Raw genomic sequence first — 26,409 nt, 5'->3', positions numbered from 1 at the left:
GCGCCCGCGCGTCACACTATCCGACGCGTCGCGGGCAGGCCTGAGCGAATTTGGGCGCCAATTGAGCGCACCCGCCAGGCCGTTCAGCCTGAGCTTCCTTAGCCCCAATCTAGAACGGATTCCAGGTCGGCTGGCGGGTATATTTTAGGTAGCCGATATTTGCGCCCAGCCTAAGGCCGACGCCGGAGCGGATCGGGGCCAAAACCACGTCGTCGCGGGCCAAATAGGTGATACCCACGCCGCCGATGAAATAGGCCGATCCGTCTACCCCGGCAAAGGTGTTGAAGATCTGTCCGGGGTTGCGGAGGTCATAGACTAGCACCATGGTCTTGGAGCCCTCGGCGCCAAAGTCGTAGCCGATGGACGGCCCCTGCCAATAGACGCGATGCTCGCCGGCGTCCTTGGTGTAGAGCACCCCTTCGCCGTAGCGCAGACCGGCAACGAAGGCGCCGCCCGCTTCCTCGCCCAGAATGTAGCCGTTCGGCCTGCCGGAGCGGGAAAAGGCGTGTTCCACGACCTTGGCGAAGCCGACGGACACCTTGCCGAAGAAGCGATGGCCCGTGCCCTTGATCTCCTCCATGGAGAAGGTGCCGTCGCCGCTGTCCAGCTTCTCGGAGGCATAGCCTTGCGCCTCGTAGGTCTGGCTCGGGTTGGCTTGGTCCGCTTGGCCCGGGCTGTATTCGCCGTAGGGCGCATCGCCCTGGGGCTGCGGACTGATCACCATCGGCGCCTCTTGGGCCGAGGCGATGGAAGCGGCGGAAGCGAGGATCGCCGCAGCCGCGGCCATCGTGATGTAGCTCATACGCATGACGAGTGCCCCTTGACGGATGGCCTTTGGGCTCGCGGCCGGCATGTCTGCCCGCCAAGCGAGGGTAGGGCCCCAAGACCCCGATAATTTACCTAAAGCGTTACCAAACTGTGGTTGGGTTACCGCGCCGTTAAGAGACGCGGAACGCGACGGGCGGCCCGGCAGCGCTTATTTTACCCGGGTTATATTGACGGGCCAGTTTTTATCCGGGTATAACCTTCCCATCGGATGGGAGGGTCTAAAAACCATGGCAGAGCAGCAGATCGTCACGGCCTTTCGGGGACCGGTGCGCATCGCCTCGGGTCCTTTGACCGAGGTCGCCGCGAAGGCGAAGGCGGTTCTCGATACGGACGAGACCGCGCAGATCCTGATCTTCGACGATGCCAGCGCCCACACGGTCGAGGTCGATTTTCGCGGCACGGAGGCCGAGATGCGCCGCCGGCTGGAGCGGAGCCAAGGCGCGGCCGCCGTAAGCCCGGGTAGCGGGGTTCGCCGCGGTCCGGGGCGGCCCAAGCTCGGTGTGGTGGCACGGGAGGTGACCTTGCTGCCGCGGCATTGGGACTGGCTCGGCAAGCAGCCCGGCGGTGCCTCTGTGGCTTTGCGCAAACTGGTCGAAGCGGCGCGGCGCGGCAAAGGCGGGGACGTTCGTCAGGCACAAGACGTGGCGTACCGGTTCATGGTGGCCATGGCCGGCGACGAGGCCGGTTTCGAGGAGGCGTCGCGGGCGCTGTTCGCCCGCGATGAGGCGCGCTTCGATAGGGAGATCGCCGCGTGGCCGCCTGATGTCCGCGCCCACGCACAACGCCTGGCCGGGCCGGTGTTCAGAGAGTCAGGCGAATCTGACGGCCCCAGGCAATGAAGCTCGGATTGCGCAATCCCTCCGACGTCTTGCCATAGAGAAGCCGCGCGCCCTTGGCGTCGACCACATGGCCGCCGGCGGCCTCGAGCACGGCCTGGCCGGCCGCGGTGTCCCACTCCATGGTGGGCCCGAATCGGGGATAGACATCCGCCTTACCTCTGGCGACCTCGAGGAACTTGACCGAGGAACCGGCGCGGTCCGCTCGGCGATGTTGAGGCCTTCCAGGAATTTCTCTGTCTCGGGGTCGAGATGAGACAGGCTCACGAGGGCCGTCAGCCCCGCGTCGTCGCCGGCGCGCGCGTGCAGGCGGGTCTTGGGAAGGCTGGCGAGATCCGCGCCCGCCGTATCGGGAGCGAGCTCGGCCTCGAAGGCGACGCCATCGGCGGTGGTCACCGCCAACAAGGAGCGCGCCGGGGCATAGACCAGGCCGAAGCGCGGGCGGCCTTCTTCGATCAGGGCGACGTTCACGGTGAAGTCCGTGCGCTTCTTTATGAATTCCTTGGTGCCATCGAGCGGGTCGACCAGAAAGAACAGTGGGCCTAAGGGCGCCGTCCGGTCGGCGGCGGTTTCCTCGGAGACCACCGGGATGCTGGGCGCCAGCGCGTGCAACGCTTCGAGCAGGATCGCCTCGGCGTCCCGATCGGCCTTGGTCACGGGGGAGTCGTCATCCTTGACCTCAATCTCGAGGGGCCCGGCATAGTGCGCCATGATGGCGGCGCCGGCCTTGGCGGCGGCATTGGTAAGCACGTCGGCGGCGCGGCCGAGGTCGAAGTCGCCGCGGGTGTCCGCCACCGGCGCGGTTGTGTGTCGTGGTGCTGACAAGGCAAGATGCTCCAAAGGGGATGCTGATTCGTTTTTGCGCTTTCGCGACAGCTCGGGTGTTCGTGACGATGCGCCCCTCCTGTAACAGAAATTCGTGCACGGGCCACGTCAACTCCGCGGAAAGATGCGGAAGCGAAGGAGGAGGCTATGACCGAGCCGACGGCACTCGGCGATCTTGATCTCGCGGCGCTTGTTTCCAGCCGTATCTGTCACGACGTCATCAATCCGGTCTCGGCGATCTCCAACGGCCTCGAAATGCTGGCCGAGGAGCCCGACGACGAGATGCGCGAGGCGGCCATGGACCTCATCCGCAAGAGCGCGTTCCAGGCCTCCGCCAAGCTGCAATTCGCCCGTCTCGCCTTTGGCGCGGCCGGGTCGGCGGGCGCCGAGGTCGATCTGCGCGATGCCGAGAAGGTGGCGCGCGATTTCGTGCAAGGCACCGGCAAGCACGAGGTCGTGTGGCAAGGGCCGCCGGTCACGCTGCCGAAGAACAAAGTGAAGCTCCTGCTCAATCTCGTTGCCCTCGGCGTCGTCGCGCTGCCGCGCGGGGGCACCGTGAGCGTCGAGATCGCCGGCGAGCCTCCCGCGGTGAGTTTCGCCGTGGTTTCCAAGGGCCCCAGGGCCAAGCTCGGCGAGCAGACCGAGAGCCTGCTGGCAGGGGCGGATGGGGGCGACGTCGATGCCCACTCGATCCAGCCCTATTACGCCAGGCGGGTGGCGACGGCGGCGGGCATGACCGTCACGACCGAGTCGAAAGACGAAGAGGTCGTGTTCAGGGCCGCCTAATCGTTGAAATTCCGCCGCTCCAAGGCGGAATCCTCCGGCTGGTCAACGGAACGTAAACCACAATTCGCCGACAATCCCCACCCAACACGTGCGGGGGACATAAGGCGCGAATGATCCGATTCGCGTCGAGGGTGGGTGATGGACGAGCTGCTGTCTGAATTCCTGACCGAGACGGGCGAGAGTCTCGACCAAATCGACGCTGGGCTCGTGCGTTTCGAGCAAGAGCCCAACGACGCCGATATGCTCAACGCCATCTTCCGTCTGGTTCATACGGTCAAGGGGACGTGCGGCTTTCTCGGTCTGGACCGGCTCGCCAAGCTCACCCATGCGGCCGAGACGCTCATGGGCCAATATCGCGACGGCGCGTCCGTCACGGTCGAGGGCGTCAGCGTCATCTTGGCCAGCATCGACCGCATCAAGGAGATTCTGGCCGGGATCGAGCGCGTCGGGTTGGAGCCGCCGGGATCGGACGCGATCTGATCGGCGCGCTGCAAACCTTGGCCGATGCGGGCGGACCCGCTCAGCTTGCCGGGCAGTCCACGAGTGACGAAGGCGACTCCGCCGGTGTCGCGGCCGGAAGCGGGCCTCCGATGCAGGCCACGCTCGACGAGTTGGAGCGCGCTTGGCGCGAAGCGCCGGGGCCGGACCCCGAGCCCGCTCCTTCAGAGACATCTGTCGCCGCCGAGGGCGAAACGGCAACCGAAGCCGGCGGCCGGAGCTTGGTGGCCCGGGCGCAGACCGTGCGGGTCTCCGTCGACACGCTCGAGCATTTGATGACGACGGTGAGCGAGCTCGTGCTCACCCGCAATCAGCTTCTAGATATCGTGCGGCGAACCGACGAAAGCGAATTCAAGACGCCTCTGCAGCGGCTCTCCAACGTCACGATGGAGCTGCAAGAGGGCGTGATGAAAGCCCGGATGCAGCCGATCGCCAACGCCTGGCAGAAGCTGCCGCGGCTGGTGCGGGAGCTGTCGCTCCATCTCGGCAAGAAGATCGAGCTCGACATGAGCGGCGGCGAGACGGAGCTCGACCGCCAGGTCCTCGAGATGATCAAGGACCCGCTCACCCACATGATCCGCAACGCGGCCGATCACGGGCTGGAAGATCCGATCGACCGGGCGCGGGCCGGCAAGGCCCCACTCGGGCGGATCGCGCTCAGCGCCTATCAGCAGGGCGGCTATATCGTCATCGAGGTGCATGACGACGGGCGCGGACTCGACGTGCAGAAAATCCGCGCCAAGGCGCTGGAGACCGGTCTCACCACCTTGGCCGAGCTCGACCGCATGAGCGATCTCGACATCTGCAAGTTTATTTTCAAGCCGGGCTTCTCGACCGCGAGCGGCGTCAGCGAGATCTCCGGCCGCGGCGTCGGCATGGACGTCGTCCGCAACAATATCGAGCTGATCGGCGGCACGGTCGAATTGAGATCGACCTCGCCGGACGGTTCCACCTTCCTGATCAAGATCCCGCTGACGCTGGCGATCATGGCGGCGCTCATCGTCGAGGTCGCCGGCGAGCGTTTTGCCATTCCGCAGTTCAGCGTGGTCGAGCTGGTCCGTGCCGGAGAGGCCGCCGGCCATCCCGTCGAGATGATCAACGACACGGCGGTGTTGCGCTTGCGCGACAAGCTCTTGCCGTTGATCGACTTCGCGCAATTGCTCGGCCTCAAGGCGACTAGCCCGAACCCTGATCTTCTGCGGGACACGGCACTGACCGCCGTGGTGATCCAGGTCGGTACGAACCTGTTCGGCGTGCTGGTCGACAAGGTGTTCCGCACCGAGGAGATCGTCGTCAAGCCGCTGTCGAGCGTGCTGCGCCATGTGACCATGTTCTCCGGCAACACGATTCTCGGCGACGGTAGCGTCATCATGATCATCGACCCGAATGCGGTGGGCGCGAGGGTGAGCCCGGTCGATGCCGAGGCCGAACTGGCGCACGCCACCGTGGACAAGGCGGAGGCCAATGAGGCGCGGACGGCGCTGCTCCTGTTCCGCGCGGGCTCTCAGACCCTGAAGGCCGTGCCGCTGTCCCTGATCACGCGGCTCGAGGAGATCTCGGTCGAGGCCATCGAGCGCTGTAATGGGGGAGACGTCGTGCAGTATCGCGGGGCGTTGATGCCGCTCGTCTATATGCAGACTGAGCGCGCACCGCTCCCGAAAGGCGTGCAGCCGGTGCTGGTCTTCACCGAGGCGCGCCATCCGGCCGGACTCGCCATCGACGAGATCGTCGATATCGTCGAAGAGCCTTTGTCGATCGATCTCCAGGCGGACACGCCAGGAGTGATCGGCGCCGCCATCGTGCGCGATCAGGCGGTCGAGATGATCGACGTGTCGCATTACCTCGGAGAGATTTTCGACCGGCATCGGGCGCGCGGGCCGGAAGAAACGGCGCGCGGCCTCAAGCTGTTGCTCGTCGACGACAGCCAATTCTTCCGCGACATGCTGGCGCCGCTCCTGACGGCCGCCGGCTATGAAGTGACGCTCGCTGCGTCCGCCGCGGAGGCCCTGGCGCTGAAGGACAAGGGCGAGCGTTTCGATCTGATCGTCAGCGACATCGACATGCCCGGCATGGACGGGATCGACATGGCCAAGCGCATCAAGGCCGATACCGAATGGGGTGACGTGCCGATGGTCGCGCTCTCTTCCTACTCGAACCCCCGGCTCATCGAGAAGTGTCACACGGCGGGTTTCGAAAGCTATGTGGGTAAGTTCGACCGGCACAGTCTGATGCACGCGCTCCAGGAATGTCTCAAGGGATGGGGAGAGGCCGCATGAGTCCCGACGACACTCAAGAACAAACGGTCCAAGGGTTCGTCACGGTGACGACCGCCGGGCAGTTGTTCGGTCTCGGGCTCGATCGCGTGCGCGACGTGTTTGTGCCCCAGGGCCTTTCCGCCGTGCCGCTCGCGCCGCCGGAGGTCGCCGGACTTCTCAATTTGCGCGGCCGCATCGTCACGGCGCTGGATCTTCGCCGGCGGCTCGGGTTGCCGCCCCGCGACAGCGGAAAGCCGATGATCGCCGTCGGCATCGAGGATCGCGGCGAGCTGTATGGACTCATTGCCGACCGTGCCGGCGACGTGTTGTGGCTCAAAGCGTCGAGCTTCGAAAACAATCCGGTCAATCTCGACCCGCGTTGGGCGCAAGTCTGCGCGGGCGTCTACCGGCTCGACGGCGACATCATGGTGGTTCTCGACATCGACAAGGTGCTCGACTTCAGTCAGTTCGGCGCGGCCGCCGCCTAGGGGCAGGGCTCAAGCGGACGGTTTCGCGGAGGAGGATTTATGAAACATTGTTTGGTCGTGGACGACAGCGCCGTCATACGCAAGGTGGCGCGGCGCATCCTCGATGAGCTCAGCTTCTCGACGTCGGAAGCCGAGAACGGGCGCGAGGCTCTCGATAAATGTCGTGAGTCGATGCCCGATGCCGTGCTGCTCGACTGGAACATGCCGGTGATGGACGGCATCGCCTTTCTCGTCGCACTGCGCAAGGAGCGCGGCGGCGACGAGCCCACCGTGATCTTCTGTACGACCGAGAATGACGTGGAGCACATCACGCGCGCCATCACGGCCGGCGCCAACGAGTACATCATGAAGCCCTTCGACCGTGACATCGTCGAGGCCAAGTTCCACGAGGTCGGGCTGCTCTAGCCCGGGCGCATGATTAGCGACCGCCAGGGCGCGCTCCTCCAGACACCGATGGCTCCGGTGGCACAAGCGTCTGCCGACCAACCGATCAGGGTCATGGTCGTCGACGACTCGGCCGTCGTGCGCGGGCTCGTCGCGCGTTGGCTCGAGGAGGAGCCGGGGCCCCGGATCGAAGTCGTGGCCCGCCATGCCAACGGCCAGCTCGCCGTCGAGGATATCGGCCGAAGCGCACCGGACGTCGTCCTGCTCGATATCGAGATGCCGGTGATGGACGGGCTGGAGGCGTTGCCCCTGCTGCTCGCCGCGCGCCCCGAGGTTCGCGTGGTGATGGTCTCCACGCTGACCCAACGGAACGCGGAGATCAGCTTCAAGGCGATGGCGCTCGGCGCGGTGGACTACGTGCCGAAGCCCGGAACCAATCGTGAGATCACGACGCTCCCCGAATTCCGCGTCGAGGTAATCCGCAAAGTCAGGGCGCTGGCCGGGGCGCATCGACCCGGCTTTCCGCTCGCTGAGACGGTAAGGCCGCCGGCGCAATTCAGGCAGCGGGCCTTTTCCCTGGTGCCGCGCGAGTGATAGCCATCGGCAGCTCCACCGGCGGGCCGCAGGCCCTGGCCAACCTGTTCGAAGCGCTGTCGCCGGCGCTCGACCGCATTCCGGTTCTCGTGGTGCAGCATATGCCGCCGATGTTCACCGCGATCCTGGCCGAACGCCTGGCGCGGGATGCGGGGCGCCAGACCAAGGAAGGCGTGGATGGCGAAATCCTGCACCCAGGCACGATCTACGTGGCCCCGGGCAACCACCATATGACCGTGCATGGTTCGCGGCCGTCGCGGCTCGGTATCAGCGGCGGACCGCCGGTGAATTTCTGCCGGCCCTCGGTCGATCCTTTATTCACGAGCGTCGCCGCCAATTTCGGCCCGGCGGCGCTTGGCATCGTGCTGACCGGCATGGGCCAGGACGGCGCGGCCGGTGTGCGCTCGATCGCCGATGCGGGTGGCAGCGTGATTGCCCAGGACGAGATGTCGAGCGTGGTGTGGGGGATGCCGGGCGCCGCCGCGGCGACAGGCGCATGCGCCGCGGTTTTGCCTCCATTGGGGATCGCAAGGGTCGTCGCCAAGCTCATCGAGGGGCAGCGACCATGATGGCGCACGAGTTCAGTCTGCTGCGTCGCATCCTGAAGGAGCGCTCCGGCATCGAGCTCAGCGAGGACAAGATGGACCTTGTCGAGGTGAAGCTGCGGCCGTTGCTGAACGAGTTCGAGTTCCCGTCCTTCGCCCATCTGACCCTGGCGCTGACCAAGCCCGGTGCCGACCGCTTGCGCTCGCGCGTGGCCCAAACCATCGCGGTGCTGGAGTCCTATTTCTTCCGCGACAAGACGCCGTTCAACTATTTCAGCGAGGTCATGCTGCCGCGGCTGATGGCGCGGCGGCGGGCGTCGCGCCGCATCAGGATCTGGTGCGCCGCCGCGGCGACCGGCCAGGAGCCCTATTCCCTCGCCATGCTCCTCGACGAAGCCAGCCAGAAGCTCGACGGCTGGAAGGTCGAGATCGTGCGACGGACTTCGCCGAAGCAGCGTTGCTCAAGGCTCACACCGGGGTCTACAGCCAGTTCGAGGTGCAGCGCGGCCTCCCGGTGTCGATGCTGATCAAATATTTCCGCAAGGCGGGCAAGGGTTGGCAGATCAAACCAGAGATCCGCGCGATGGTCACCTTCCACGAGCACAATCTCCTGGACGATTGCCAGGAGCTCGGCACGTTCGACATCATCTTCTGCCGCAACGTGCTGATCTATTTCGACGAACGCCTGAGGAAAGCCGTGCTCGGGCGCGTCTCGGGACAGCTCGCTGGCGACGGCTATCTCGTCCTCGGCTCGGCGGAGACCACGACGCGGGTGTCGGCCGACTTCATGCCGGTGCCCGAACCCCATCACGGCATCTTCTGCTTCACGCCGGAGGCGCGGCGCGGGCGGAGGAGAGGGCCAGGCAGCGCCGCCGGCCAAAGCCGGTGGACGGGCCTCCTCCCGGTGCCGATCCGGCTGCATGGTGGGCCACGGAAAACCGGCCGTTGGCGGTCCCAAGAGTGTCCCGGCTGCGGATAATGCGATCCGGACGGTGGAACTCGACAGGGAAACCGCCGAGCGGCTCGAGGCGCGCGCCAAGGCCCGCGGCGTGAGCGTGGCCCGGCTCCTGGCCGAGTTTGCGCAGGATGAACGGTCTGGTTCCGAAGCCGGCCTGGCCCCGCCCCTGAAGGTGGTGAGGGGATAGCGCCGCCGGCGCTGGAGATGTCCCAAAATGAAAGTGGCCGGGACAAGCCCGGCCACCTTAAGTCTCTGAAACTTTGAAACGTCTTGCGGATCTGTCCCGCTTTTAAGCGGCGGCTTCGTCCGACTCCGTCTCGTCGTCGGGATTGCGCAGCACATAGCCGCGCCCCCAGACGGTCTCGATATAGTGCTTGCCGCCGGTCGCCGCCGCGAGCTTCTTGCGCAGCTTGCAGATGAAGACGTCGATGATCTTGAGCTCCGGCTCGTCCATGCCGCCATAGAGGTGGTTCAGGAACATCTCCTTAGTCAGGGTCGTGCCCTTGCGCAGGGAGAGCAGCTCAAGCATCTGATATTCCTTACCGGTCAGATGCACGCGCTGTCCGTTAACATCCACCGTCTTGGTGTCCAGATTGACCTTGAGGCCGCCCGTCTGGATGACGGACTGGGCATGGCCCTTCGAGCGGCGCACGATCGCGTGGATGCGGGCGACGAGCTCGTCCTTATGGAAAGGCTTGGTCATGTAGTCGTCGGCGCCGAAGCCGAGGCCCCGCACCTTATCCTCGATGCCGGCAAGGCTGAGAGGATTAGGATCGGGGTCTGAACCTTGCTCACGCGCAAAGTCTTCAAGACCTCGTAACCGCTCATATCAGGCAAGTTTAGGTCGAGGAGAATGATGTCGTAGTCGTAGATCTTGCCGAGATCGACACCCTCTTCGCCCAGATCGGTTTTGTAGACGTTAAAGCCTTCCGACTGGAGCATCAGTTCAATGCTCTGAGCGGTCGCGCTGTCGTCCTCGATCAGAAGAACCCGCATTTTAAATCCCCCGTAATCTCCGTATTCCTGGCTATCCCCTGACCCAATACGTCGGACGCAGATTGGTTAATTCGAATCAACAAATTAATGGCCAATAGTTAACAAAAGCTAAGCTTCTGGCGAGCGCTAACCAAGCCCGCTAACCATCTCTACACCGAGGGGGTCCGGGCATCCCTTAAATGCAACCCATATGGTTTACCGCCCCTTAAGCCCTGTCGCCCATGATCAGAGGTGAGGGGAAGGGGGTCCGGTCCTGAATTTGGCCTAGGTTCGCTTTTAAGGGGGTGTTGCCGAATTCCGGCAATGGCTCGGCTGAAGCGCGCTGCTGGCATGGTTATTGAATCCTCCGTAGAGGAGGATCCGAGCAGGCTGAGGGTATTGAGTCATGAAGTCACGCGACGCAGTCATCCGCTTGAAGCGCTTCGAGGTCGACGAGAAGCGCCGCAAGGTCGAAGAGATCGAATCCATGATCGGCGAGTTCAATCATATGGCCACCGATCTCGACCGGCAGATCGCTATCGAGCAGGAGCGCGCCGGCGTTTCGGACGTCAATCACTACGCCTATCCGACCTTCGCCAAGGCGGCGATCCAGCGGCGGGACAATCTGTCGAACTCGGTCGCTGGGCTCGAGGCTAAATTGGCGGTGGCCCGCGGCGAGCTGGATGAGGCGAGCGAAGATCTGAAGAAGATCGAGCTCCTGCAAGAGCGCGACGCGGAGCGGCTCCGGGTAGACCGGCCCCGGCGGCGGCGGAGCTGATTGCCGTCGGCGCCCATCGCGCCGCCAGCTAAGCCAATTCGGGCCACCGGCGTGAGCGGCGTTTTTTAGGCCGCTCGGCATCCCGTATGGGCTGTGCTCGGATTTAAGTGCAGGGGCCAAGCTGGGGCGAAGGCGGGCAGACCGCGCGCGCTCCCGGTGCTAATATCCCAGCGATTTTTCTTGCAAAGGACGGGAACGGGGTCATGCCGTCTTTCGATATCGTCTCCAAGACCGAGCTGGAAGAGGTCGACAACGCGCTCGCCAACATGACGCGCGAGATGAGCCAGCGCTACGACTTCAAGGGGTCGCAGGCCAAGATCGAGCGGAAAGAGGCGGAGATCACCATCCACGCCGATGACGACCTGAAGCTTAAGCAGATGCACGAGCTGTTCCAGGGCCATCTGGCACGCCGCAAAATCGACGCAGGCGCCATCGACTATAAGACCGTGGAGAAGGCCGCCGGCCAGTCCGTGCGGCAGAAGGCGGTGGTCCGACAAGGGATCGACAAAGACGTGGCCAAGCGCCTCGTCAAAGAGATCAAGGACGGGAAGTTCAAGGTCCAGGTCGCTATCCAGGGCGACGAGCTCAGGGTCACCGGCAAGAAGCGTGACGACTTGCAGGCGGTGATCGAGTACGTCAAAGGGCTTCCGATCGAGCAGCCGCTGCAATACGTGAATTTTCGCGACTGAGTGCGGGCATGCTGCAGGGAGACGTCTTGCCGAGATCAGGAAGCTTCATGGCGCTTGCCGCGATGGCCGTGTGCGTGGCGTTGAGCCTGTCCGCCTGCGGGCGCTCGACCGGCAGCGCGAGCGTGGCCTCGGACGAGAGCGTCGGCACGGTGCCGGCCTACAATACGACCCGCATGTCGATCGCGACCGCCAAGCCGGTCGACGCCTATGTGCTGCTCGGCGGCAAGATCAAGACCTGCTGGTTCAACCCGAACGATCCGCTCTTCCCCGAGCATGTCTACCGCGCGGACGTGCAGCCGGACGGCGGCAAGGTGAAGATCACCATCCACGACAGGCGCAATCTCGGGCGCGCCGGCAAATCGGCCTATGCGATCGATTTCGTCCAGGAAGGCGCCCGCACGGTGGTGACCACCCAGAACCGGACGATGACACCGGAGCAGGCCGCCAAGATGCAGTTCGACATCGACCGCTGGAAGGCCGGTCAGACGAATTGCAGCAAGGAAATGCCGAAAGTGGCTGCGCAACCCGCCGCGCAGTAGCTGACTCCAAGACTGGACCCCAAGAAATGCAAATGGCCGGGACGAGCCCGGCCATCGCGAAATCTGATCTAGGGGAGGCGGCTAGCCGCCGCGATAGTCCTGGATGCGCGTCGCGCGCAGACCCGGGAGGCCGTGCTTGTCGATCGAACGCTGCCAGCTGAGGAACTCGTCCACAGTCAGCGTATAGCGCTCGCAAGCTTCTTCGAGGCTGATCAGGCCGCCGCGCACGGCAGCCACGACCTCGGCCTTGCGGCGGATCACCCACCGCTTGGTATCCTTGGGAGGAAGATCGGCCACGGTCAGCGGACTGCCGTCGGGGCCAATCACGTATCTGACACGCGGCCTGTAATGCTCGGTCATCGTACTCAACACCACACCTGCTCGATGAGCCTACTTCTAGACTTGGCTCGAAGAGCCAATTTCGACTTGGACGCTAGCAAGCGCCATTTAAGATTTGCCTAAGCTGTCAGGTAAAAGAACCCGCAAGGAAATAGCCCAAACTTGCTGAATTCACTCGACTATCCTAGGCCCTTACAAGGCTTCCCGAGGTCTCGTGGGCCCTAGGGCGTCTTGCGTCCTAGGGGCCCGGTCCCTATGTTCAGGCCGCTCGAGGCCCCCAAGACGGCCCCAAGTAGGCGCCCGAAGAGGGTGCCCAAGAAACTGGCCCGGGACCGTCCTGGACCGTTTATAATGCGCTTCCGCCCGAGGCCCTTTTCGCGGGCATGCCTTTCAGAAATTCGAGCAACGACTTTCGTCGCCATCATTGAAGCCGAGAATGCTTAATAGTCTGCAGCTACCAGGCGCCCCGCCGATACGAGAGTGGTCGTGGCCATGTCGGGCGGGGTCGACTCCTCCGTCGTCGCGGCTCTGCTCAAGGCCGAGGGCTATGACGTGGTCGGCATCACGCTTCAGCTCTACGACCACGGCCAAGCCGTGGGACGGAAGGGCGCGTGCTGCGCAGGGCAGGATATTCACGCGCCCGCCGCGTGGCCGAGACGCTTGGCATTCCCCATTACGTGCTCGACTACGAGGCGCGCTTCGCGAAGGCCGTGATCGGCGAGTTCGCCGACAGCTATGTCAACGGCGAGACGCCGGTACCGTGCGTCGCCTGCAACCAGAAGATCAAGTTCCACGATCTGCTGGAGACGGCCGAAGGGCTCGGCGCCGCGGCGCTGGCGACCGGACATTATGTCAAGAGCCGCCCCGGCGAGACCGGGTGGGAGCTGCATCGCGCCCAAGACAAGGAGCGCGACCAGAGCTATTTCCTGTTCGCCACCACGCAGAAGCAGCTCTCGTACCTGCGCTTCCCGCTCGCGACCGGCCGAAGGAAGAGACGCGGAAATTCGCGCGCGAGTTCGGGCTTGCGGTCGCCGAGAAGTCGGACAGCCAGGACATCTGCTTCGTGCCCACGGGGCGCTACACGCAAGTGATCGAGCGTCTGCGCCCAGGCGCGGCGGAGCCGGGCCATATCGTGCATGTGGACGGCCGCGTGCTCGGCCGCCACAGCGGCATCATCAATTATACGATCGGCCAGCGCAAAGGCATCGGCGTGGCTGCACCCGACCCGCTCTATGTGGTGCGCCTCGACGCGGCGCGGCGCGAGGTGGTGGTCGGCCCGCGGGATGCCTTGCGGACGCGGACGCTGACTTTGCGCGACGTGAACTGGCTTGGCGATGAGCCTTTCGAGACGGCGGCGCGAAACGGCATCGACGTGCTGGCGCGGATTCGCTCGACTGGCCCCCTGCAGCCGGCGACGGTCAGCCTGGACGGCGACGAGGTGATCGTGGACCTTGCCCAGGGCGAGGAGGGCGTATCGCCGGGACAGGCTTGTGTGTTTTATGCCGCGACAGGCGGCGGGGAGCGGCTGCTCGGCGGCGGATGGATCAAGTCCGCCGACGGTGGAGCCTGGTTGGCCGAGAACGGTTTTGCGGCGCCTGCATCGCGCGGGTCTGCGGAAGCGCTCGCGGCCGGATCGCGTTAAGCCGCGGCGGACAAGCGGCTTTAAAGTCGGGGAGGTAGCGTTGGCATCAAAGTCACTGGTCATGGACACGGCTTCCGTGCGCCACGCATATCGCCGCTGGGCGCCGGTCTACGATTACACATTCGGCAAAGTCGCCGAGGCGGGCCGCCGGCACGCGGTCAAGATCATCAATACGCGCAAGGGCCGCGTGCTCGAGGTCGGTGTCGGCACCGGCCTGTCGCTGCCCTGCTACGGCGACCATCTCACCATCACCGGCATCGATCTGTCTCCGGAGATGCTGGAGAAGGCGCAAGACAAGGTCACGCGACAAAAGCTCGCCAATGTGGACGGCCTGCATGAGATGGATGCGAGCGCGCTCGCCTTTCCGGACGAGAGCTTCGACACCGTGGTCGCCATGTATGTGATGACCGTGGTGCCCGATCCCGACAAGGTGATGCGGGAGTTGGAGCGGGTCTGCGCGCCGGGCGGCGAGGTGATTTTGGTGAATCATTTCAGCCAGGAAGACGGCGTTCGCGGGTTCTTCGAGCGGAAGCTCGCCCCCTTCGCCGACCTGATCGGCTGGCATGCGGTGTTCGAGGTCGACCGCGTTCTGATCTGCGAGGATCTCAGGCTCGCCGAGCGCCGCGGGATGTGGCCCTTCGGCCTTTTCACCATGCTCCGCTTCGTCAAGGAGCCGGGCTTCGGCATGGCGCCGCAAGCGGCGCGCGAGATGCTGTCCGGCGCCAAGGCGCGCGGGCGCGCAGCCGAGCCGATGCGGGTGCGGATCAAGTGGTCGGTGGGCCGCGGTCTCGTCCATGCCCGCCGTTTGCTTGACACCAATTACTGGCGGTCCCTATATCGCCGACTTCAGAGCCAATTGGCGGAATAGCCCGTCGTCAGGCTCGCCCCATATATATGGGTGAGCCGCAAGGTTGGGGCGGAGTAGCTCAGCTGGTTAGAGCAGCGGAATCATAATCCGCGTGTCGGGGGTTCGAGTCCCTCCTCCGCTACCATTTCTCGTCAATTAGATTTCTCCGCCGAGGGCGCGCGGCAGACTGGCTGCGCAGGACGCGAGAGTCGCTTCTATGAGCGTAGCGAGTTGTGTCGGATCGGTGGTCTTGGAGAGGGAGCCCGCAAAGCCTGCGGACTCGATCTGCTTGAGTTCTGCGGTGCTCGTCAGGGCGGTCAGGGCAATGACCGGTATTTCCCTGGTTGCCACGTTTGCTGCTAATCGCCGAACAACTTCAAAGCCATCCATTCCTGGCATCGTGATGTCACACAGAATCAAGCGTGGCTTCTTGTTTGCCGCCGCTTCGATACCCTCAACGCCATCTCTGGCCGTGATGATATCGTGTCCGAGATCTCGCAGGAGGTGACTGAGGATCGCTCGCATCGTACCGCTATCGTCGATGACAAGAATCCGAGAAGACATTGACCCCTCCTGGGGAAGCGCTGACGGCCTGGGTGGTGTGCCTATAGCAGCTTCTGTCGATCCCACATCAGCGATGCTAATCTGAGGTAAATCAATGTATTGGCCATGGTTCGTTGTGGCCTCCAAATTTTGGCCGCCTTTGTTTGTGACAGTGTCATCAAAGAAGGAAGCCACTGATCTCATGATTCGAATCACTGCCCAGACTGCTCTTGTCTGCCTCCTCGCCCTGTCCGCCGCCGGCTGTGCCGTCGAGCTGCCGGGCTCGGCCCTTGGCGGGTTCCGTCTGGCGCCCCCGGACCAGGCCGGCAAGACCGAGCCGAGCGCCCCGCAGCGCCACTAGCGGACGACGGTTCCGCCGACCAGTTCGCCGACGCTTGATCTCAAGGCAGCCCTTGGAAGCCTTGCCCCTTGCGGGCTGGCTCAAGTCCGCTCCCCATTGTCTTCGCTAGGCCGATTTAGGCCTGTGGCGCCCCAGTTTCCCTCAATCCTTCGTCAACCTTGGGGCCTTATGGATAGGGCTCACACGAAGGAGGCCTGCATGGAGAACGCAGCGGCGGCGCAGCCGGCAGATCGGGGCGATCAGATGCAGGACCAGCTCCGGACTCTGGTGCGGACTCATCATGTCAGCCTGTTGGCGCAAATCGACAAGCTCGGTCAGATGATCGCCGGCCTCGACGCGGCGGATCCGGCATGCGCGGAAGCCGTTGCCGAGACCGAGGGGCTTTGCCATCAGATCAAGGGTGCCGGCGGCTCGATCGGCTTCGCCGATATTAGCCACGCCGCGACCATCCTGGACGACCAACTCAAGAGCCTTGTCGCCCTGGGCGGGACTGTGACTGCCGGTCATATCGAGCCCGCGATCGCGCTGTTCGACGACCTGCAGCGGATTGCCAGGGACACCACGCCGGAATCCTCGACCCTCTACAACGCCGATCTCTCTCGCCGGTAAGAGACTGCGTGGGGGCGTGTCGTCCGGCGGTAGCACATCATTGAGCGGCATATGGGGGCAGCTTGAACAAGATAACGTTGAACGTTCTTCTGGCGGTGGACGACCAGAGCGATGCCGATTTCATCATCGCCGAGTTGAAGCAAAACAGTTACCGGCCGAAGGCGATCCGTGTGGAGACCATGCCGGAGCTCAAGAGCGCGCTCTTGGAGCAGCCTTGGGACGTGATTCTCTGCGGCGATACGTCGTTACAGCTCAACGGCCACGAGCTTCTTCGCAGCGTCCGCCACGAGCTGTCGCTGGATACGCCCGTCATCTTCATCTCCAGCGGCATCGGCGAGGAGACGGCCGTCGAGCTCATGCGGGCCGGCGCCCAGGATTACGTGCTGAAGACCAATCCCGACCGGCTGCGGTTGGCGATCAAACGCGAATTGGATGCGGCGCAGACGCGGCGCGCGAAGAAGCTGGCGGACGAGCGGATCGACGACCAGAATCGGCTGCTTCATCAACTCATGGCAAGCGCTCCGGATGCGATCTATTTCAAGGATTTGCAGCTTCGCTATCTCGGCCTCAACGAAGCCGAATGCCGGGTGCTGAACGCCGATCAAGTGGGCGACGTTCTCGGCCGGACGGCCGATGAATTTCTCTCGCCCGAACGCGCACGGCGGTGGCGCGAGGAAGAGGAGCATGTGCTGGCCACGGGCGAGCCGCTGATCGATTCGATAGAGCGCATGGTGCGGCGGGATCAAAGCGTTCAATGGTTCTCCATGACCAAGGCGCCGCTGCGCAACCGCGACGGCGAGATCAGGGGCCTGGTCGGCATCTCCCGGGACGTCACCGAGCGTCAGCTCAACGAGCAAGTCAGGGACGAGTTCGTCTCCACCGTAAGCCATGAGCTGCGCACGCCGCTGACCTCGATCGCGGGCTCGCTCGGCCTCCTGGCGGCGGGCGCCGCCGGCACGTTGCCGGCCAATGCCGTCCATCTGATCAAGATCGCCCACGGCAACTGCGAGCGTCTCGTCCGTCTCACCAACGACATCCTCGACCTCCAGCATATCGACCGCGAGGCGATGGATCCGCAGAATGAGCCGATCAAGGTCCATGCGCTTGTCGAGAAGGCCGTCGAAGCGAACAAGGGCTATGCCGAAACCTACGGCGTCGAGGTCCGTCTCGAGGGCAATGCCAAACGGGCGTACGTGAATGCTAATCCGGACCGGCTGATTCAGGTGATCACCAACCTGCTGTCCAACGCCATCAAGTTCTCGCCGCGCGGGAGCGAGGTGACGATTGCCTTGGCGACCGGCAACGGCACGGTGAGCATCTCGGTCCGCGACCAGGGTCCCGGCATTCCGGAGTCCGCCAGAGGCCGCATCTTCGAGAAATTCTTCCAGGTCGATGCCAGCGACTCCCGGCAGAAGGGTGGCACCGGTCTCGGCCTCGCCATCGTCAAGCAGATCCTGGATCACCTCGATGGCCGCGTGGAATTTAAATGCCCGCCGGAGGGGGGCACGATCTTCACCGTGAGGCTTCCGCTGGCCAAGGTGCCTGCGACGGAGAAGGCACCCGCAACGGAGAAGACGCGCCGCGCCTCCTGATCTGCGGCCGCTGTCTAGGGCGCGCGCGTGGCGACTTGCGCGTCGCTCAGCCCCAGGAGCTTGCGAATCTCGACGAGGCCGCCGAGCGGCATATGGCGCGACACGCTGACCTTCTGATTGAGCGGAAAGGGCGACGGCGCCGAGATCTTGATCTTGGCGAGCTGGTTGCGATCAGAGGGCTTGAAGGTGTTCTGAAACTCCTTCGGCAACGTATCGGTCAGCGGCAAGATCTCGGTGACCACGCCGTCGGCGACCTCGCGCCCGTCGGTGATGCGCACCTCCATGCCGGTGCGGATCGTGAAGAGATAGCGGCGCGGCAAGTAGACGAGCACATAGGCTCGCCCGAGTAGATCGACAGAATGGGATCGCCCGGACGGTAGACGGTGCCGACCGAGGGAATCGTCGAGCCAATGGATCCGTTGACGGGCGAGTGCACCAGCCCGTCGGCATAGATGGCCTGCAGCTTGGATAAGGCGTCGTCGGCGTCGTCGCGCGCCCGGTCGAGCGAGGTCAGCTCTTCTTTCAGCACGTTGCCTTGGGTGAGGAGGGTAACGCGCTCGCGGGTGGCCTCATAGTTCGCGCGCAGCGCCTCCTCGTAGCGCACCGAGGTGACGTATTTGCCTTCCAGTAGAGTATCGAATTGGCGGATCGCCTGTGCGGCCTCCGCCTCGCGGCGTTCGGCCAGCGGCAGCAATTTCGAGACGCTCTCGGCCCGGACCTTGAAGTCGGTGATCTTGGCGATGATGTCGGCCTGCTTTGTCGACAAATCGGCGAGGCGCTCGAGAATTTCGGTCGATTGGAGCTTGAGCAGGGCGGCCCCTTCCTTGACCTCCTGGCCTTCTCTGACATCGACATCCTCGCGCGCGCGACATAGGTGGTGGCGACGACATGCTGGTCGCGCAGCACCAGCCCGTCCGCGTCGAGCAGAAAGAAGTCGCCGAGCAGATAGTTGGCAACGGTGATGGAGAACAGGCCGAGCAAGACAAGATAGATCGTCCGTCCGGTTCGGCCGCGCTCGACGCGCTTCTCGTTCGGGATGTTGTCGGGACGGAGACGCTTCCGAAGGGGCTGCATGGCTATCTTCGCACCCTATGAACTTTCTGGGGCACGTAGGCATCGCGGTAGGAGGCGTCGAAGATCCATTCTTGTAGATAGGCGGCAAGCCGGATGAAGCGCATGACCAGCCCGTTGAAAAGGCTGTAGCCGGGAACGTAGGGCAGGAGCGGCCAACTTCTCAGCCGCGGCGAGGTGAGGGCGGCCAGGATGAAGCTCACGACGTCGAGCGCCAGCATGCCGACTTGGGCGCCGATCAGGATCATGATCGCCAGATCGCCGTAGGTCGCGAACAGCCACAGGATGTAGAACGGAAAAACGACGGCCGACAGAATGCTGAAGATGATGAAGTCGAGCTCGTGGGCGAGCTCGATGAGGCGGAATCTGCGACTGAAGGGGTTCAGCAAGGCGCCGTGCTTGCGATAGCGAAGGCGCACGGCGTCGCGCTCCCAGCGGAAGCGCTGCGCGTCAGAGCGCCGAGCGTCTCGGGAACGTCGGTGTAACAGATCGCATCGGGGGCAAAGAGCGTTTTCCAGCCGGCTTCGCGTAAGCGAAGCGTCACGTCGAGGTCTTCGCCGCCGCCCGCGTCGAGCCCCCCGACCCGTGCGATGGCCGAACGCCGAAACGCCCCGAAGCCGCCGGAGACGCATGTCATCAGGTCCGTTATATTGGCGGCCTGTTTGCCCTGGGAAATGCTGATCAGATACTCGATGGCCTGAAACTCGGTGATCAGGCTGCGCGAGGCGTTGCGCGGCACGATATTTCCCGCAACGCCGCCAACCCGCGGATCGGCGAACGTGGCCACGATCTGCTTGAGGGCGTGGCGGTCGAAAGTGCAGTCGCAGTCGAGATTGACGATGATGTCGCCGGTCGCTCGTCCGAGGGCGAGGTTGAATCCGGCGGACTTGCCGGCGCGGAGCTGGGTGCAGTGGCCCTCCTTGATCAGACCTTCCTCCTGCAGCTCGCGCAGCTTTGCCGGCATGCGGTCGGTGGAGCCGTCGCTGATGACGATGATCTCGTCGGGCGTCAGGCTTTGCTCGTAGACCGAGCGAACACAGCGGTCGATGGAGTCCTGCTCGTTGTGGCCGGCGATCACGACGGTCACGCGGCCGATATTCGGCGCGAGTTGTGTTGGCTCCCGCGCCGTCCGGAAACTCAATGCCGCTACGGCGAGGAACGCGAACAGATACCGGGGGATCTCAAAAAGGGCGACGAACCAAAACAGATGCAGCAGGCTGTCGCCGCTCTGTGAGGTCAGATAGGTGATGCCGTCGGACGCGACCTGCCACATTAGGAGAAGTCCTCCGGACCGAAGCCCTGAAACTTGACGCCGAGATCGTAGCGAAGCGTCTCGCTGGCACGCTCGGCCAACAGATCGAAGTCGGCCCGTGCTTGGTCCAGGCTGAGACCCGCGAGCAACGCGAAGTCGTAGGTCTGCCCCTTGACGACGAGATCAGTCGGGTCAAGCAGGGTGCGCAACGTCTCGAGGAAGAGGTCGCGCACTTGCGCGAAGGTTCGCGCGCCATGCTCCGAGATGATCTCCAATTCGTTCCGATAGAGAATATTCAGAAGGGTGAAAGGGACTTTCTCGTCGTTGAACCTCTTCGCCTCGGCGTTGAGGGCAGACGAGCTCGAGCGGCAGCTCGGCGAAACGCAGCGCGTGGCGCGCATATCCGAGGAAGGAGCGGCCATGCTCGGCAAAGCCCTTGCCCTGGTCGGTGAGGTGATAGGTGTAGACATCGCGGGTGCTGGCCGCATCGGAGTCGACATGTCCACCGCAGTCCACGCACACGAAACCGATCGTCGGATCCGAAACGGCGTGGGCGCAATCTTGGCAGACGACCATGGTGCCCGGGCGATCGTAATCGAAGCCGAAATGGGTGAGCTCTTGACGGCATTTCGGGCAGATCAAGCTGTCTTCTTGCCGGAAGTCGTCCTCGGGTCCCTGAAAGGCGCAACTGAAGTGATGCAGATACTGCTCGTCCTTCAAATGCGACGAGCGGCACTTCACGCATTCCTCCCGCACGTGCAGGCGGAACGATTCGCAGCGGGGACAGACATGAAACCGGTCGAAAAATTCCCGCTTCAGCAGACCATGGCTGCAGAGCGCTTCGGCCTCGCGGATCACGATATTGGCCGCTAGCGGCACGTCGTAGGCCACCAGATTGCGAGACCGCGGGTCGTAGCCGGCGGTCAGCGGGCGATTGGACACGAAGAGGCGGCCGATGAGCTGCTCGCCGAGATCCTCGCTGAAGAGCAGATCCCGATCGAGCCGCTCGCGGCGGTCTTGGAATTCGCGGATCACCTTTCCGACTTGGTCGCGCCGGTGGAGGCGAGCTTCGAACCGTCGATGTCGGCGAACCGGCCAAGAGTGCCGCGGAGGTCGATGATCGGCAGAACATACAGAGCCTTGGCCCGCCAGATCGCGCCGAGCGCGTCAGGGGAGGGGTGAACCTTCACCAGAATGCCGTCGAAGCGGGGGTCGCCAAGCGTGGCTTGCATGGCCCGGGCGGAGAGGCGCTTGGTGTCGATGTCGCCCGGCCACGTGAGCAAGGTGAAGCCCAAAGTCTCGAACGGCGATTTCGGCTCGGGCGGCCGGCTCGCTGCGGCGGGGTGAGCCGTCGGCGGCGCGGGCTGTGCTTCGGTCCTGAGATCGGCGGGCTCGCCTTGCTCTTCGACCACGCGCCGACCTGATAGATATCGAGCGGCTTCGGCATGACGAGATCGAAATTGTCACAGCCTTCCGCATGGGCGAGCAACCCTTCGACGTCGGCGGTGATGGCGATCAATCGCGGCAGTGGGCGGCCGTCCGTTTGGCTCCGGACCGCGGCGGCGACTTGCAGGCCATCCATCTTGGGAAGGTGGAAGTCCAGCAGGGCCACGTCGTAGGTATTGCGGCGCAGGGCTTCCAAGGCCTGCTCCCCGTCCATGGCGACGTCGACCTGGTGGCCGCGCTGGTTCAGCAGCAGCTTCAGCAGGTCCTGGGTGATGGGGCTGTCTTCCGCCAGCAGCACGCGGCGCCCCGGTCCCCCGACGGGATCGAGGACCGGTTCTTGCTCTCCCGGCTGGTCCGGCGCCGGTGCCCGCTGAATCTCGGTTTCCAGCGGGCTCGCCTCCAGGCTGCTAGGCATGGCAGCGGTCATCGTCGCTTCGCCCTTAAGTTGTTGCCCTGCCCGGAAAAATAGAAGCGAATGGACAACATGTCGTAAATGGCGGAAGCCTTGCGGTTGCAGGCGGCCGGATATCGCCGGACAGGCCGGTTCGGGGGCAAAAAGGTAGACTTAGGTCAGCAAGAAGCGCCGTGCCGTCGCAAGAGACGCGCGTCCAAATGGCCCGATTGGACCGCTCTTCCCGCGGAGGCCGAGATCGGCCTCTCAGCGTTCGATTTGACTGATTTTCGATCCCTCGAGGGTCAGATTGTACATCAGGCCCTTCGGATCGAGAACGAAGCCGATGACCGGCTGCGTAACCTTGTCGGTGTCGATTGAGCCGCCGACGCCGACGGTGATGATGGCCACCGATCCGTCCACGCCGACCTTCCAGCCGGCCCGCCGGTGGAAGCTGTCGAGGGCGCTTTGGGTCATGAACATGATGATGACGGAACGTTCCTGGACTCCGAGCTGGAAGCCGAACGAGGCGGAGATCAGGTTGTAGTAGCCGGCCGGGCGCTTATCGACGATCAGCAGGCCCTCGCCATACTCGCCGCCCAAACCGAAACCCGCTTTCACCACGGACGGAAACACCAGGATGCCGGCGGCCTTGTTGGCGAGCTCCTTCGCGCCGCCGATCTGGCGGACAAAGCTGTGCAGCGTCGCGTTGGCATCGTGATCGATCTCGGGACCTGAGGCCGCACGGCCGCCGACGGCACCGCGGCGAGCGCTCCGGCGGCGAGGATGGCGACGAACAGATTGGCGAACAGGGTTTTCATGCGCAGACGTCCTCCCGATTGGCCCCCCGACCCGCAAGTTCCACCTAGACGCGCATTGTGGCGGTTGCGAGCCCGCTATAGGGCTAAAATCATCAGCGGGCGATGCCGGTCAGGAAGATGAAGCCGGAGTAACCGCTGCGAATCTCGCGCTCGACGATGCCGATCTTTTCGGCGGCGACGTGGCCGGCATGGGCGGCGAAGACCGTCTCGATCGATTCCGGCGACAGGCTGAGGACCGGGAAGGGGCGGTCCGCCACCACATAGCCGGCCGAACGCACGAGAAAGGCGGCGATCAAGGCGCCACCAGGCTTCACGCAGCGGGCGAACGCGGCGCAGGCCGCCTCGAACTCGTCCTGGCGCTCGGTGATCGATTCCGCACAGAAGAACATGGTGGCGGCGTCCCAATGGGCGCGCGGGAGATCGAAGATCGAGCCTTGCTCGATCATGGCCTTGGTCCGCAGGAGAGGCATGGGGTTCTCGGGGAGGTCGTGGCCGGGCCCATAGGCCTCGCGCGTCGTCGCCCAGAAGTGCCGCCATTGGGGGCGCATTGCGTCGGATGCGAGCTCGGTCTTGAGCCAGTCGACATTGCTCTGCGCATACTCCCAGGCCGTCAGCTGGGCGGCGCGGGGCAACGCGCAGAAGAAGGGAATGAGATTGGGGCCGGTGCCCACATCGACAATGTCGAGGCTGGCGCCGAGCGGCGGCGCCGCCTTGATGGCCTGGACCGCGCAGCGGATGACGGCGTCGTCGTCGGGGTGCGGCTCACCGTAATAGTGCTGGAAATATGCCTCGGAATCGAATGTGCCCCACTCATAGTCGGCGTTGCCGGCCGGGGCGGACGAGGTCTGTTGGATCTTGTCGTGAGTCACCGATGCCACCTTTCGCGAGGTCGTGTTGTTAGGTTTCGCGGAGGTGGGGGCCGAAGGCAAGTCAAGATCGAGACAAGTCTCTATCGAGGCAAGTCTACCGGGAGAGTGCCGATCGTGCCGGCTCAGCCGGCCAGGCTACCGCCGACAGCTTTGATCGGCTCGAGCGCCGGTTGCATGGGCTTCGGCTCGTAGGTCTTGAGGAAATCGATCAGCTGCGTCACCGGGAGCGGTCGCGAGAAATAGAAGCCTTGCATCTCGGTGCAGCCGAACCGGGCCATCATGATGGCCTCGAACTCGGTCTCGATGCCCTCGGCGACGATGTCCATGCCTAGTCCCCGTCCAAGGGTCACCACGGACTTCACAATCGTCTTCGAGCTATCGACCTTCGACATGTTGCTGATGAACGAGCGGTCGATCTTGATGGTGTCGAACTGGAAGTTGCAGAGATAGGACAGGCTCGAGTAGCCGGTGCCGAAATCGTCGAGCGCCGTCCTGAACCCCATATCGCGAATAGCTGCGAGGACCTTGCTGACCCGGTCGGTCGATTCCAGCAGGACGCCTTCGGTGATTTCCAGCACGAAGCGGCTCGGGTCGATGGCGTGCTTGACGATCAGCTGGCGGAGCATCGTCTCGATGTCGACATGGCGGAACTGAACCGGTGACAGGTTCACGGCCACTTGCAACTGGGGCCAGCGCTTCGAATCCGTCATGGCGCGGCCGAGGACCCATTCGCCGATCTCGGGCAGAAGTCCGGCGTTCTCGGCGATGGGGATGAACTCCGCCGGCGGCATGCTGCCGTAGAGCGGGTGATGCCAGCGGAGGAGAGCCTCCACGCCCATGACGGCGCCCGTGTCGCAAGCGATGATCGGCTGGTAGTGGAGGTCGAGTTCCTGGTTTTCCAAGGCAGCGCGCAGGTCCAGTTCGACTGAACGGCGATGCTCCACCTGCTCGGCCATCTCGTTGGAGAAGAACACGGCGCGGTCGCGGCCTTGGCTCTTGGCCCTCGTAGAGCGCGATGTCGGCGTGGCGCATCAGCTCGTCGGCCGTGGTGCCGTTGTCCGGGGCGACGGCCAAGCCGACGGATGCGGTTACGCGGATGGACTGCCCCCTGATGGCGAAGGGCGAGGCGAAGGTCTGGTCGATGCGCTCGGCGAGGGCGGGACCGGCCTCGGGGCCCGCGGGGGCGCAGAGAATGACGAACTCGTCGCCGCCGAAGCGCGCGAGGAAGTCGTGGGGGCGGAGCCGGGAGTCGAGGCGCTGGGCGACGGCTTTGATCAATTGGTCGCCCGTCTCGTGACCCAGCGTGTCGTTGATGTCCTTGAAGCGGTCGATGTCGATATAGGCGGCAAGCGCCCGCTGGCCGTTGCGTCTGGCGATGTAGCTATTGAGGAACTTCTCGATCCTCTCGATCATGTGGACGCGGTTCGGCAGGCCCGACAAAGCGTCGTGCTTGGCCTCGTGCCGGGCCTCGTATTCGCGCTGTGACAGAGCGGCCGAAGCCCGCTTGAGGCGGCCGAGCATGGTCTTGGACAACAGGCCCGTCAGCAGAACGCCAAAGGCAACCAGTGGCAGGATGATCGTCAGCAGCACGCGCCCCGGCTGGCGCGTGGTCCAGCTCAAATAGCCGGCCGACACTCCGTCATCGCTGACGAAGGGCTCGGAGACCACGGATCCGTCCCCCTCCGGCTTCGCGCCTAGCGCCAAGTCGGGAAGAAGCAGCGAGCGTCCAATCTGGGAGACGAACTCCTCGTCGATATAAGTCACGCTGAGCAGAAGGTTGGGCGTGCCCGTCAACAGGCTCATGTCGATATTGGGGACGATCGTCATCCCGGCAACGACGGCCGGGCGCCCGTCTACCGATACGATGTGCCCGGCCCAGCGCGCGACCTGCACGCCAATCAGCACGTCGTAGCGATTCTTGGTTTCGCTGAACATGTCAGGGCGCGCTCTGAGCAGCGAGTTGTCACCGACCCTGATCTCTTTGATCAACGACTCGAGGGCGGGGCGGCGGGCCTCGAACGCAGAGGGCTCCTCGCGCTGTGCCTCAAGCCAAGAGAAGAGCGGCTTGTTCTGGCCGTTGAGGATGTAAACCTCGTCCTGCCCGTAGGTCTCGGTCAGGAAAATACCAAAATTGGCGTCGGTGAATTCGAGGTCGATTGCGTCATCGGTGATCTTGATGACGGGGTCGTCCCACCAGGCGATGCTCTTCTGCTCGTTCAGAACGCGCAAGATGCTTTCGTTGAACGCGTTGTCGAGAAGGATGCGCTCTCGCTCGACCGCGGTCTGGTTCGCCGACCAGCCGGCATAAGCGATGATCGCGAGCAGAAGCACGCCGAAAAAAGCAATCGCCACCCCGATGAGGGTGGTTAGCCGGCGAAGGTCCCCGCGAAAGGGATGTTCTCGATCAATTAAGGACACCAGATAACCGCAAATAGCCTACGAGCCTCGAAGCATTCTTCTTATAGCTGCGAGGGGTTAAGCCCTCGTTGCAGCGCCCGCGAAGGCTTTACGTCTCCTTCTTATTTCTGTCTTGCCGCGGGCCAGGCGACGAGCCCCATGCCGCAATCGTCCGGCTACGGAATAATTCATACCGTGGACTGATTAACGAATTGCAGGTTGTCCGTTTACAGTTTATTAACTACATGCCC

General features: G+C 63.9%; 28 protein-coding genes, 1 tRNA gene and 7 pseudogenes. 19 read left to right on the top strand and 17 right to left on the bottom strand.

From position 1 onward, the window contains the following. Positions 1-109 precede the first annotated feature (109 nt). Entirely contained in the window at positions 110-793 is a 684-nt protein-coding gene (locus tag AUC69_RS12725) for a DUF1134 domain-containing protein (protein WP_083239434.1), read from the bottom strand. A 262-nt stretch (positions 794-1,055) separates the two neighbouring features. Here AUC69_RS12725 and AUC69_RS12720 point away from each other — a divergent pair, with 262 nt between their 5' ends. Further along, positions 1,056-1,667, top strand: coding sequence for a DUF2239 family protein (locus AUC69_RS12720; RefSeq protein ID WP_069442475.1), 612 nt, complete (start codon positions 1,056-1,058; stop codon positions 1,665-1,667). Here AUC69_RS12720 and cysQ read toward each other — a convergent pair. Beyond that, positions 1,630-2,375, bottom strand: a pseudogene (cysQ, locus tag AUC69_RS19810) (3'(2'),5'-bisphosphate nucleotidase CysQ). The gene AUC69_RS12720 and the pseudogene cysQ overlap by 38 nt on opposite strands. A 261-nt stretch (positions 2,376-2,636) precedes the next feature. Here cysQ and chpT point away from each other — a divergent pair. The 7 genes and pseudogenes from chpT to AUC69_RS17530 all read left to right on the top strand — a co-directional run bounded on the left by chpT (position 2,637) and on the right by AUC69_RS17530 (position 9,184). Next, positions 2,637-3,275 (top strand): histidine phosphotransferase ChpT, encoded by a 639-nt coding sequence (chpT, locus tag AUC69_RS12710; protein ID WP_069442474.1) that lies wholly within the window; start codon positions 2,637-2,639, stop codon positions 3,273-3,275. Between the two features lie 138 nt (positions 3,276-3,413). Next, positions 3,414-6,049 (top strand): annotated as a pseudogene (locus AUC69_RS12705) (hybrid sensor histidine kinase/response regulator). Beyond that, positions 6,046-6,516 (top strand): chemotaxis protein CheW, encoded by a 471-nt coding sequence (locus AUC69_RS12700; RefSeq protein WP_069442473.1) that lies wholly within the window; start codon positions 6,046-6,048, stop codon positions 6,514-6,516. Before AUC69_RS12705 ends, AUC69_RS12700 begins: the two are co-directional and overlap by 4 nt. A 39-nt stretch (positions 6,517-6,555) precedes the next feature. Further along, positions 6,556-6,921: a response regulator gene (locus AUC69_RS12695; RefSeq protein ID WP_069442472.1), complete on the top strand. Its 366-nt coding sequence runs from the start codon at positions 6,556-6,558 to the stop codon at positions 6,919-6,921. 48 nt (positions 6,922-6,969) lie between these two features. Then, a pseudogene (gene cheB / locus AUC69_RS19805) lies at positions 6,970-8,063 on the top strand (chemotaxis-specific protein-glutamate methyltransferase CheB). Then, positions 7,991-9,018, top strand: a pseudogene (locus AUC69_RS12680) (CheR family methyltransferase). Before cheB ends, AUC69_RS12680 begins: the two co-directional pseudogenes overlap by 73 nt. Positions 9,019-9,031: 13 nt before the next feature. Further along, positions 9,032-9,184 (top strand): hypothetical protein, encoded by a 153-nt coding sequence (locus AUC69_RS17530; RefSeq protein WP_158008112.1) that lies wholly within the window; start codon positions 9,032-9,034, stop codon positions 9,182-9,184. Positions 9,185-9,286: 102 nt separating this feature from the next. Here AUC69_RS17530 and ctrA read toward each other — a convergent pair. Further along, a pseudogene (gene ctrA, locus AUC69_RS12675) lies at positions 9,287-9,993 on the bottom strand (response regulator transcription factor CtrA). Positions 9,994-10,378: 385 nt separating this feature from the next. On the opposite strand from ctrA, the gene AUC69_RS12670 reads away from it, so the two are divergent. The 3 genes from AUC69_RS12670 to AUC69_RS12660 all read left to right on the top strand — a co-directional run bounded on the left by AUC69_RS12670 (position 10,379) and on the right by AUC69_RS12660 (position 11,978). Further along, the gene (locus tag AUC69_RS12670; protein WP_069442469.1) at positions 10,379-10,750 is read left to right on the top strand and encodes a flagellar FliJ family protein; all 372 of its coding nucleotides are present in this window, start codon (positions 10,379-10,381) and stop codon (positions 10,748-10,750) included. A gap of 203 nt (positions 10,751-10,953) precedes the next feature. Beyond that, complete coding sequence (locus AUC69_RS12665; protein ID WP_069442468.1) at positions 10,954-11,439, top strand: YajQ family cyclic di-GMP-binding protein; 486 nt, start codon at positions 10,954-10,956, stop codon at positions 11,437-11,439. A gap of 47 nt (positions 11,440-11,486) precedes the next feature. After that, positions 11,487-11,978: a hypothetical protein gene (locus AUC69_RS12660; protein ID WP_069442467.1), complete on the top strand. Its 492-nt coding sequence runs from the start codon at positions 11,487-11,489 to the stop codon at positions 11,976-11,978. A gap of 81 nt (positions 11,979-12,059) precedes the next feature. Here AUC69_RS12660 and sciP read toward each other — a convergent pair whose 3' ends face one another. Then, a complete protein-coding gene (sciP, locus tag AUC69_RS12655; RefSeq protein WP_069442466.1) occupies positions 12,060-12,338 on the bottom strand; it encodes a CtrA inhibitor SciP in 279 nt (92 codons plus the stop codon). A gap of 471 nt (positions 12,339-12,809) precedes the next feature. Here sciP and AUC69_RS19800 point away from each other — a divergent pair. The 4 genes and pseudogenes from AUC69_RS19800 to AUC69_RS12640 form a co-directional block, all read left to right on the top strand. After that, positions 12,810-13,326, top strand: a pseudogene (locus AUC69_RS19800) (tRNA 2-thiouridine(34) synthase MnmA); the annotation flags it as partial. A gap of 54 nt (positions 13,327-13,380) precedes the next feature. Then, entirely contained in the window at positions 13,381-13,959 is a 579-nt protein-coding gene (locus AUC69_RS19795; protein WP_425283541.1) for a tRNA methyl transferase PRC-barrel domain-containing protein, read from the top strand. A gap of 40 nt (positions 13,960-13,999) precedes the next feature. Further along, the gene (locus tag AUC69_RS12645) at positions 14,000-14,827 is read left to right on the top strand and encodes a class I SAM-dependent methyltransferase (RefSeq protein WP_342018592.1); all 828 of its coding nucleotides are present in this window, start codon (positions 14,000-14,002) and stop codon (positions 14,825-14,827) included. Between the two features lie 47 nt (positions 14,828-14,874). Continuing rightward, a tRNA-Met gene (locus AUC69_RS12640) sits at positions 14,875-14,951 on the top strand. 11 nt (positions 14,952-14,962) lie between these two features. On the opposite strand, the gene AUC69_RS12635 is transcribed toward AUC69_RS12640, so the two are convergent. Next, positions 14,963-15,370, bottom strand: a complete 408-nt coding sequence (locus tag AUC69_RS12635; RefSeq protein ID WP_069442464.1) for a response regulator — start codon at positions 15,368-15,370, stop codon at positions 14,963-14,965. Between the two features lie 181 nt (positions 15,371-15,551). Between AUC69_RS12635 and AUC69_RS17525 the strand changes: the two genes are divergently transcribed. The 3 genes from AUC69_RS17525 to AUC69_RS12625 all read left to right on the top strand — a co-directional run bounded on the left by AUC69_RS17525 (position 15,552) and on the right by AUC69_RS12625 (position 17,911). Next, the gene (locus tag AUC69_RS17525) at positions 15,552-15,710 is read left to right on the top strand and encodes a hypothetical protein (RefSeq protein WP_158008111.1); all 159 of its coding nucleotides are present in this window, start codon (positions 15,552-15,554) and stop codon (positions 15,708-15,710) included. 198 nt (positions 15,711-15,908) lie between these two features. Then, entirely contained in the window at positions 15,909-16,319 is a 411-nt protein-coding gene (locus AUC69_RS12630; RefSeq protein WP_141700781.1) for a hypothetical protein, read from the top strand. Positions 16,320-16,396: 77 nt separating this feature from the next. Then, a complete protein-coding gene (locus tag AUC69_RS12625; protein ID WP_069442462.1) occupies positions 16,397-17,911 on the top strand; it encodes an ATP-binding response regulator in 1,515 nt (504 codons plus the stop codon). 14 nt (positions 17,912-17,925) lie between these two features. On the opposite strand, the gene AUC69_RS12620 is transcribed toward AUC69_RS12625, so the two are convergent. Together AUC69_RS12620 and AUC69_RS12615 are read right to left on the bottom strand one after the other, a co-directional pair. Further along, positions 17,926-18,189, bottom strand: coding sequence for a hypothetical protein (locus AUC69_RS12620; RefSeq protein WP_141700780.1), 264 nt, complete (start codon positions 18,187-18,189; stop codon positions 17,926-17,928). After that, a complete protein-coding gene (locus AUC69_RS12615) occupies positions 18,129-18,677 on the bottom strand; it encodes an HlyD family secretion protein (protein WP_069442460.1) in 549 nt (182 codons plus the stop codon). The genes AUC69_RS12620 and AUC69_RS12615 overlap by 61 nt, the downstream gene beginning before the upstream one ends. A 122-nt stretch (positions 18,678-18,799) precedes the next feature. Between AUC69_RS12615 and AUC69_RS12610 the strand changes: the two genes are divergently transcribed. Next, positions 18,800-19,006, top strand: coding sequence for an energy transducer TonB (locus AUC69_RS12610; RefSeq protein ID WP_069442459.1), 207 nt, complete (start codon positions 18,800-18,802; stop codon positions 19,004-19,006). Here AUC69_RS12610 and AUC69_RS16565 read toward each other — a convergent pair. The 10 genes and pseudogenes from AUC69_RS16565 to AUC69_RS19790 all read right to left on the bottom strand — a co-directional run. Continuing rightward, positions 18,988-19,401: a hypothetical protein gene (locus AUC69_RS16565; RefSeq protein WP_083239423.1), complete on the bottom strand. Its 414-nt coding sequence runs from the start codon at positions 19,399-19,401 to the stop codon at positions 18,988-18,990. The two genes, AUC69_RS12610 and AUC69_RS16565, sit on opposite strands and share 19 nt — an antisense overlap. Continuing rightward, positions 19,365-20,255, bottom strand: a complete 891-nt coding sequence (locus AUC69_RS12605; protein WP_083239422.1) for a glycosyltransferase family 2 protein — start codon at positions 20,253-20,255, stop codon at positions 19,365-19,367. Before AUC69_RS12605 ends, AUC69_RS16565 begins: the two co-directional genes overlap by 37 nt. After that, complete coding sequence (locus AUC69_RS12600; protein WP_141700779.1) at positions 20,255-20,443, bottom strand: hypothetical protein; 189 nt, start codon at positions 20,441-20,443, stop codon at positions 20,255-20,257. The genes AUC69_RS12605 and AUC69_RS12600 overlap by 1 nt, the downstream gene beginning before the upstream one ends. Further along, complete coding sequence (locus AUC69_RS12595; protein WP_069442457.1) at positions 20,427-21,269, bottom strand: TackOD1 domain-containing metal-binding protein; 843 nt, start codon at positions 21,267-21,269, stop codon at positions 20,427-20,429. The genes AUC69_RS12600 and AUC69_RS12595 overlap by 17 nt, the downstream gene beginning before the upstream one ends. After that, complete coding sequence (locus AUC69_RS17520) at positions 21,266-21,424, bottom strand: hypothetical protein (RefSeq protein WP_158008110.1); 159 nt, start codon at positions 21,422-21,424, stop codon at positions 21,266-21,268. The genes AUC69_RS12595 and AUC69_RS17520 overlap by 4 nt, the downstream gene beginning before the upstream one ends. Then, positions 21,421-22,107: a response regulator gene (locus AUC69_RS16555; RefSeq protein ID WP_083239420.1), complete on the bottom strand. Its 687-nt coding sequence runs from the start codon at positions 22,105-22,107 to the stop codon at positions 21,421-21,423. Before AUC69_RS16555 ends, AUC69_RS17520 begins: the two co-directional genes overlap by 4 nt. Positions 22,108-22,338: 231 nt before the next feature. Then, positions 22,339-22,929 carry a lipid-binding SYLF domain-containing protein gene (locus tag AUC69_RS12580; RefSeq protein ID WP_244500249.1) on the bottom strand — a complete coding sequence of 197 codons (591 nt, stop codon included), beginning with the start codon at positions 22,927-22,929 and terminating at the stop codon, positions 22,339-22,341. 55 nt (positions 22,930-22,984) lie between these two features. After that, entirely contained in the window at positions 22,985-23,761 is a 777-nt protein-coding gene (locus AUC69_RS12575) for a class I SAM-dependent methyltransferase (RefSeq protein ID WP_069442521.1), read from the bottom strand. Between the two features lie 122 nt (positions 23,762-23,883). Continuing rightward, the gene (locus AUC69_RS12570; protein WP_141700778.1) at positions 23,884-24,735 is read right to left on the bottom strand and encodes a putative bifunctional diguanylate cyclase/phosphodiesterase; all 852 of its coding nucleotides are present in this window, start codon (positions 24,733-24,735) and stop codon (positions 23,884-23,886) included. A gap of 85 nt (positions 24,736-24,820) precedes the next feature. After that, a pseudogene (locus AUC69_RS19790) lies at positions 24,821-26,092 on the bottom strand (GGDEF domain-containing protein); the annotation flags it as partial. Between the last annotated feature and the right edge of the window lie 317 nt (positions 26,093-26,409).

It is taken from the genome of Methyloceanibacter superfactus (assembly GCF_001723305.1).
Classification (GTDB): Bacteria; Pseudomonadota; Alphaproteobacteria; order Rhizobiales; family Methyloligellaceae; genus Methyloceanibacter; species Methyloceanibacter superfactus.
Note: the sequence above shows the minus strand (reverse complement) of the source record. Positions and strands in the feature narration are given on the sequence as shown.

What these genes read in the sequence shown, in the direction of transcription:
- AUC69_RS12695 (WP_069442472.1), top strand. Translation starts at nt 6,556, where the DNA reads ATGAAACATTGTTTGGTCGTGGACGACAGCGCCGTCATACGCAAGGTG.
- AUC69_RS12670 (WP_069442469.1), top strand. Translation starts at nt 10,379, where the DNA reads ATGAAGTCACGCGACGCAGTCATCCGCTTGAAGCGCTTCGAGGTCGAC.
- AUC69_RS12605 (WP_083239422.1), bottom strand. Translation starts at nt 20,255, where the DNA reads ATGTGGCAGGTCGCGTCCGACGGCATCACCTATCTGACCTCACAGAGC.
- AUC69_RS12660 (WP_069442467.1), top strand. Translation starts at nt 11,487, where the DNA reads ATGGCGCTTGCCGCGATGGCCGTGTGCGTGGCGTTGAGCCTGTCCGCC.
- AUC69_RS12700 (WP_069442473.1), top strand. Translation starts at nt 6,046, where the DNA reads ATGAGTCCCGACGACACTCAAGAACAAACGGTCCAAGGGTTCGTCACG.
- chpT (WP_069442474.1), top strand. Translation starts at nt 2,637, where the DNA reads ATGACCGAGCCGACGGCACTCGGCGATCTTGATCTCGCGGCGCTTGTT.
- sciP (WP_069442466.1), bottom strand. Translation starts at nt 12,338, where the DNA reads ATGACCGAGCATTACAGGCCGCGTGTCAGATACGTGATTGGCCCCGAC.
- AUC69_RS12720 (WP_069442475.1), top strand. Translation starts at nt 1,056, where the DNA reads ATGGCAGAGCAGCAGATCGTCACGGCCTTTCGGGGACCGGTGCGCATC.
- AUC69_RS12665 (WP_069442468.1), top strand. Translation starts at nt 10,954, where the DNA reads ATGCCGTCTTTCGATATCGTCTCCAAGACCGAGCTGGAAGAGGTCGAC.
- AUC69_RS17525 (WP_158008111.1), top strand. Translation starts at nt 15,552, where the DNA reads ATGATTCGAATCACTGCCCAGACTGCTCTTGTCTGCCTCCTCGCCCTG.
- AUC69_RS12610 (WP_069442459.1), top strand. Translation starts at nt 18,800, where the DNA reads ATGCTGGTCGCGCAGCACCAGCCCGTCCGCGTCGAGCAGAAAGAAGTC.
- AUC69_RS12630 (WP_141700781.1), top strand. Translation starts at nt 15,909, where the DNA reads ATGGAGAACGCAGCGGCGGCGCAGCCGGCAGATCGGGGCGATCAGATG.
- AUC69_RS16555 (WP_083239420.1), bottom strand. Translation starts at nt 22,107, where the DNA reads ATGACCGCTGCCATGCCTAGCAGCCTGGAGGCGAGCCCGCTGGAAACC.
- AUC69_RS12635 (WP_069442464.1), bottom strand. Translation starts at nt 15,370, where the DNA reads ATGTCTTCTCGGATTCTTGTCATCGACGATAGCGGTACGATGCGAGCG.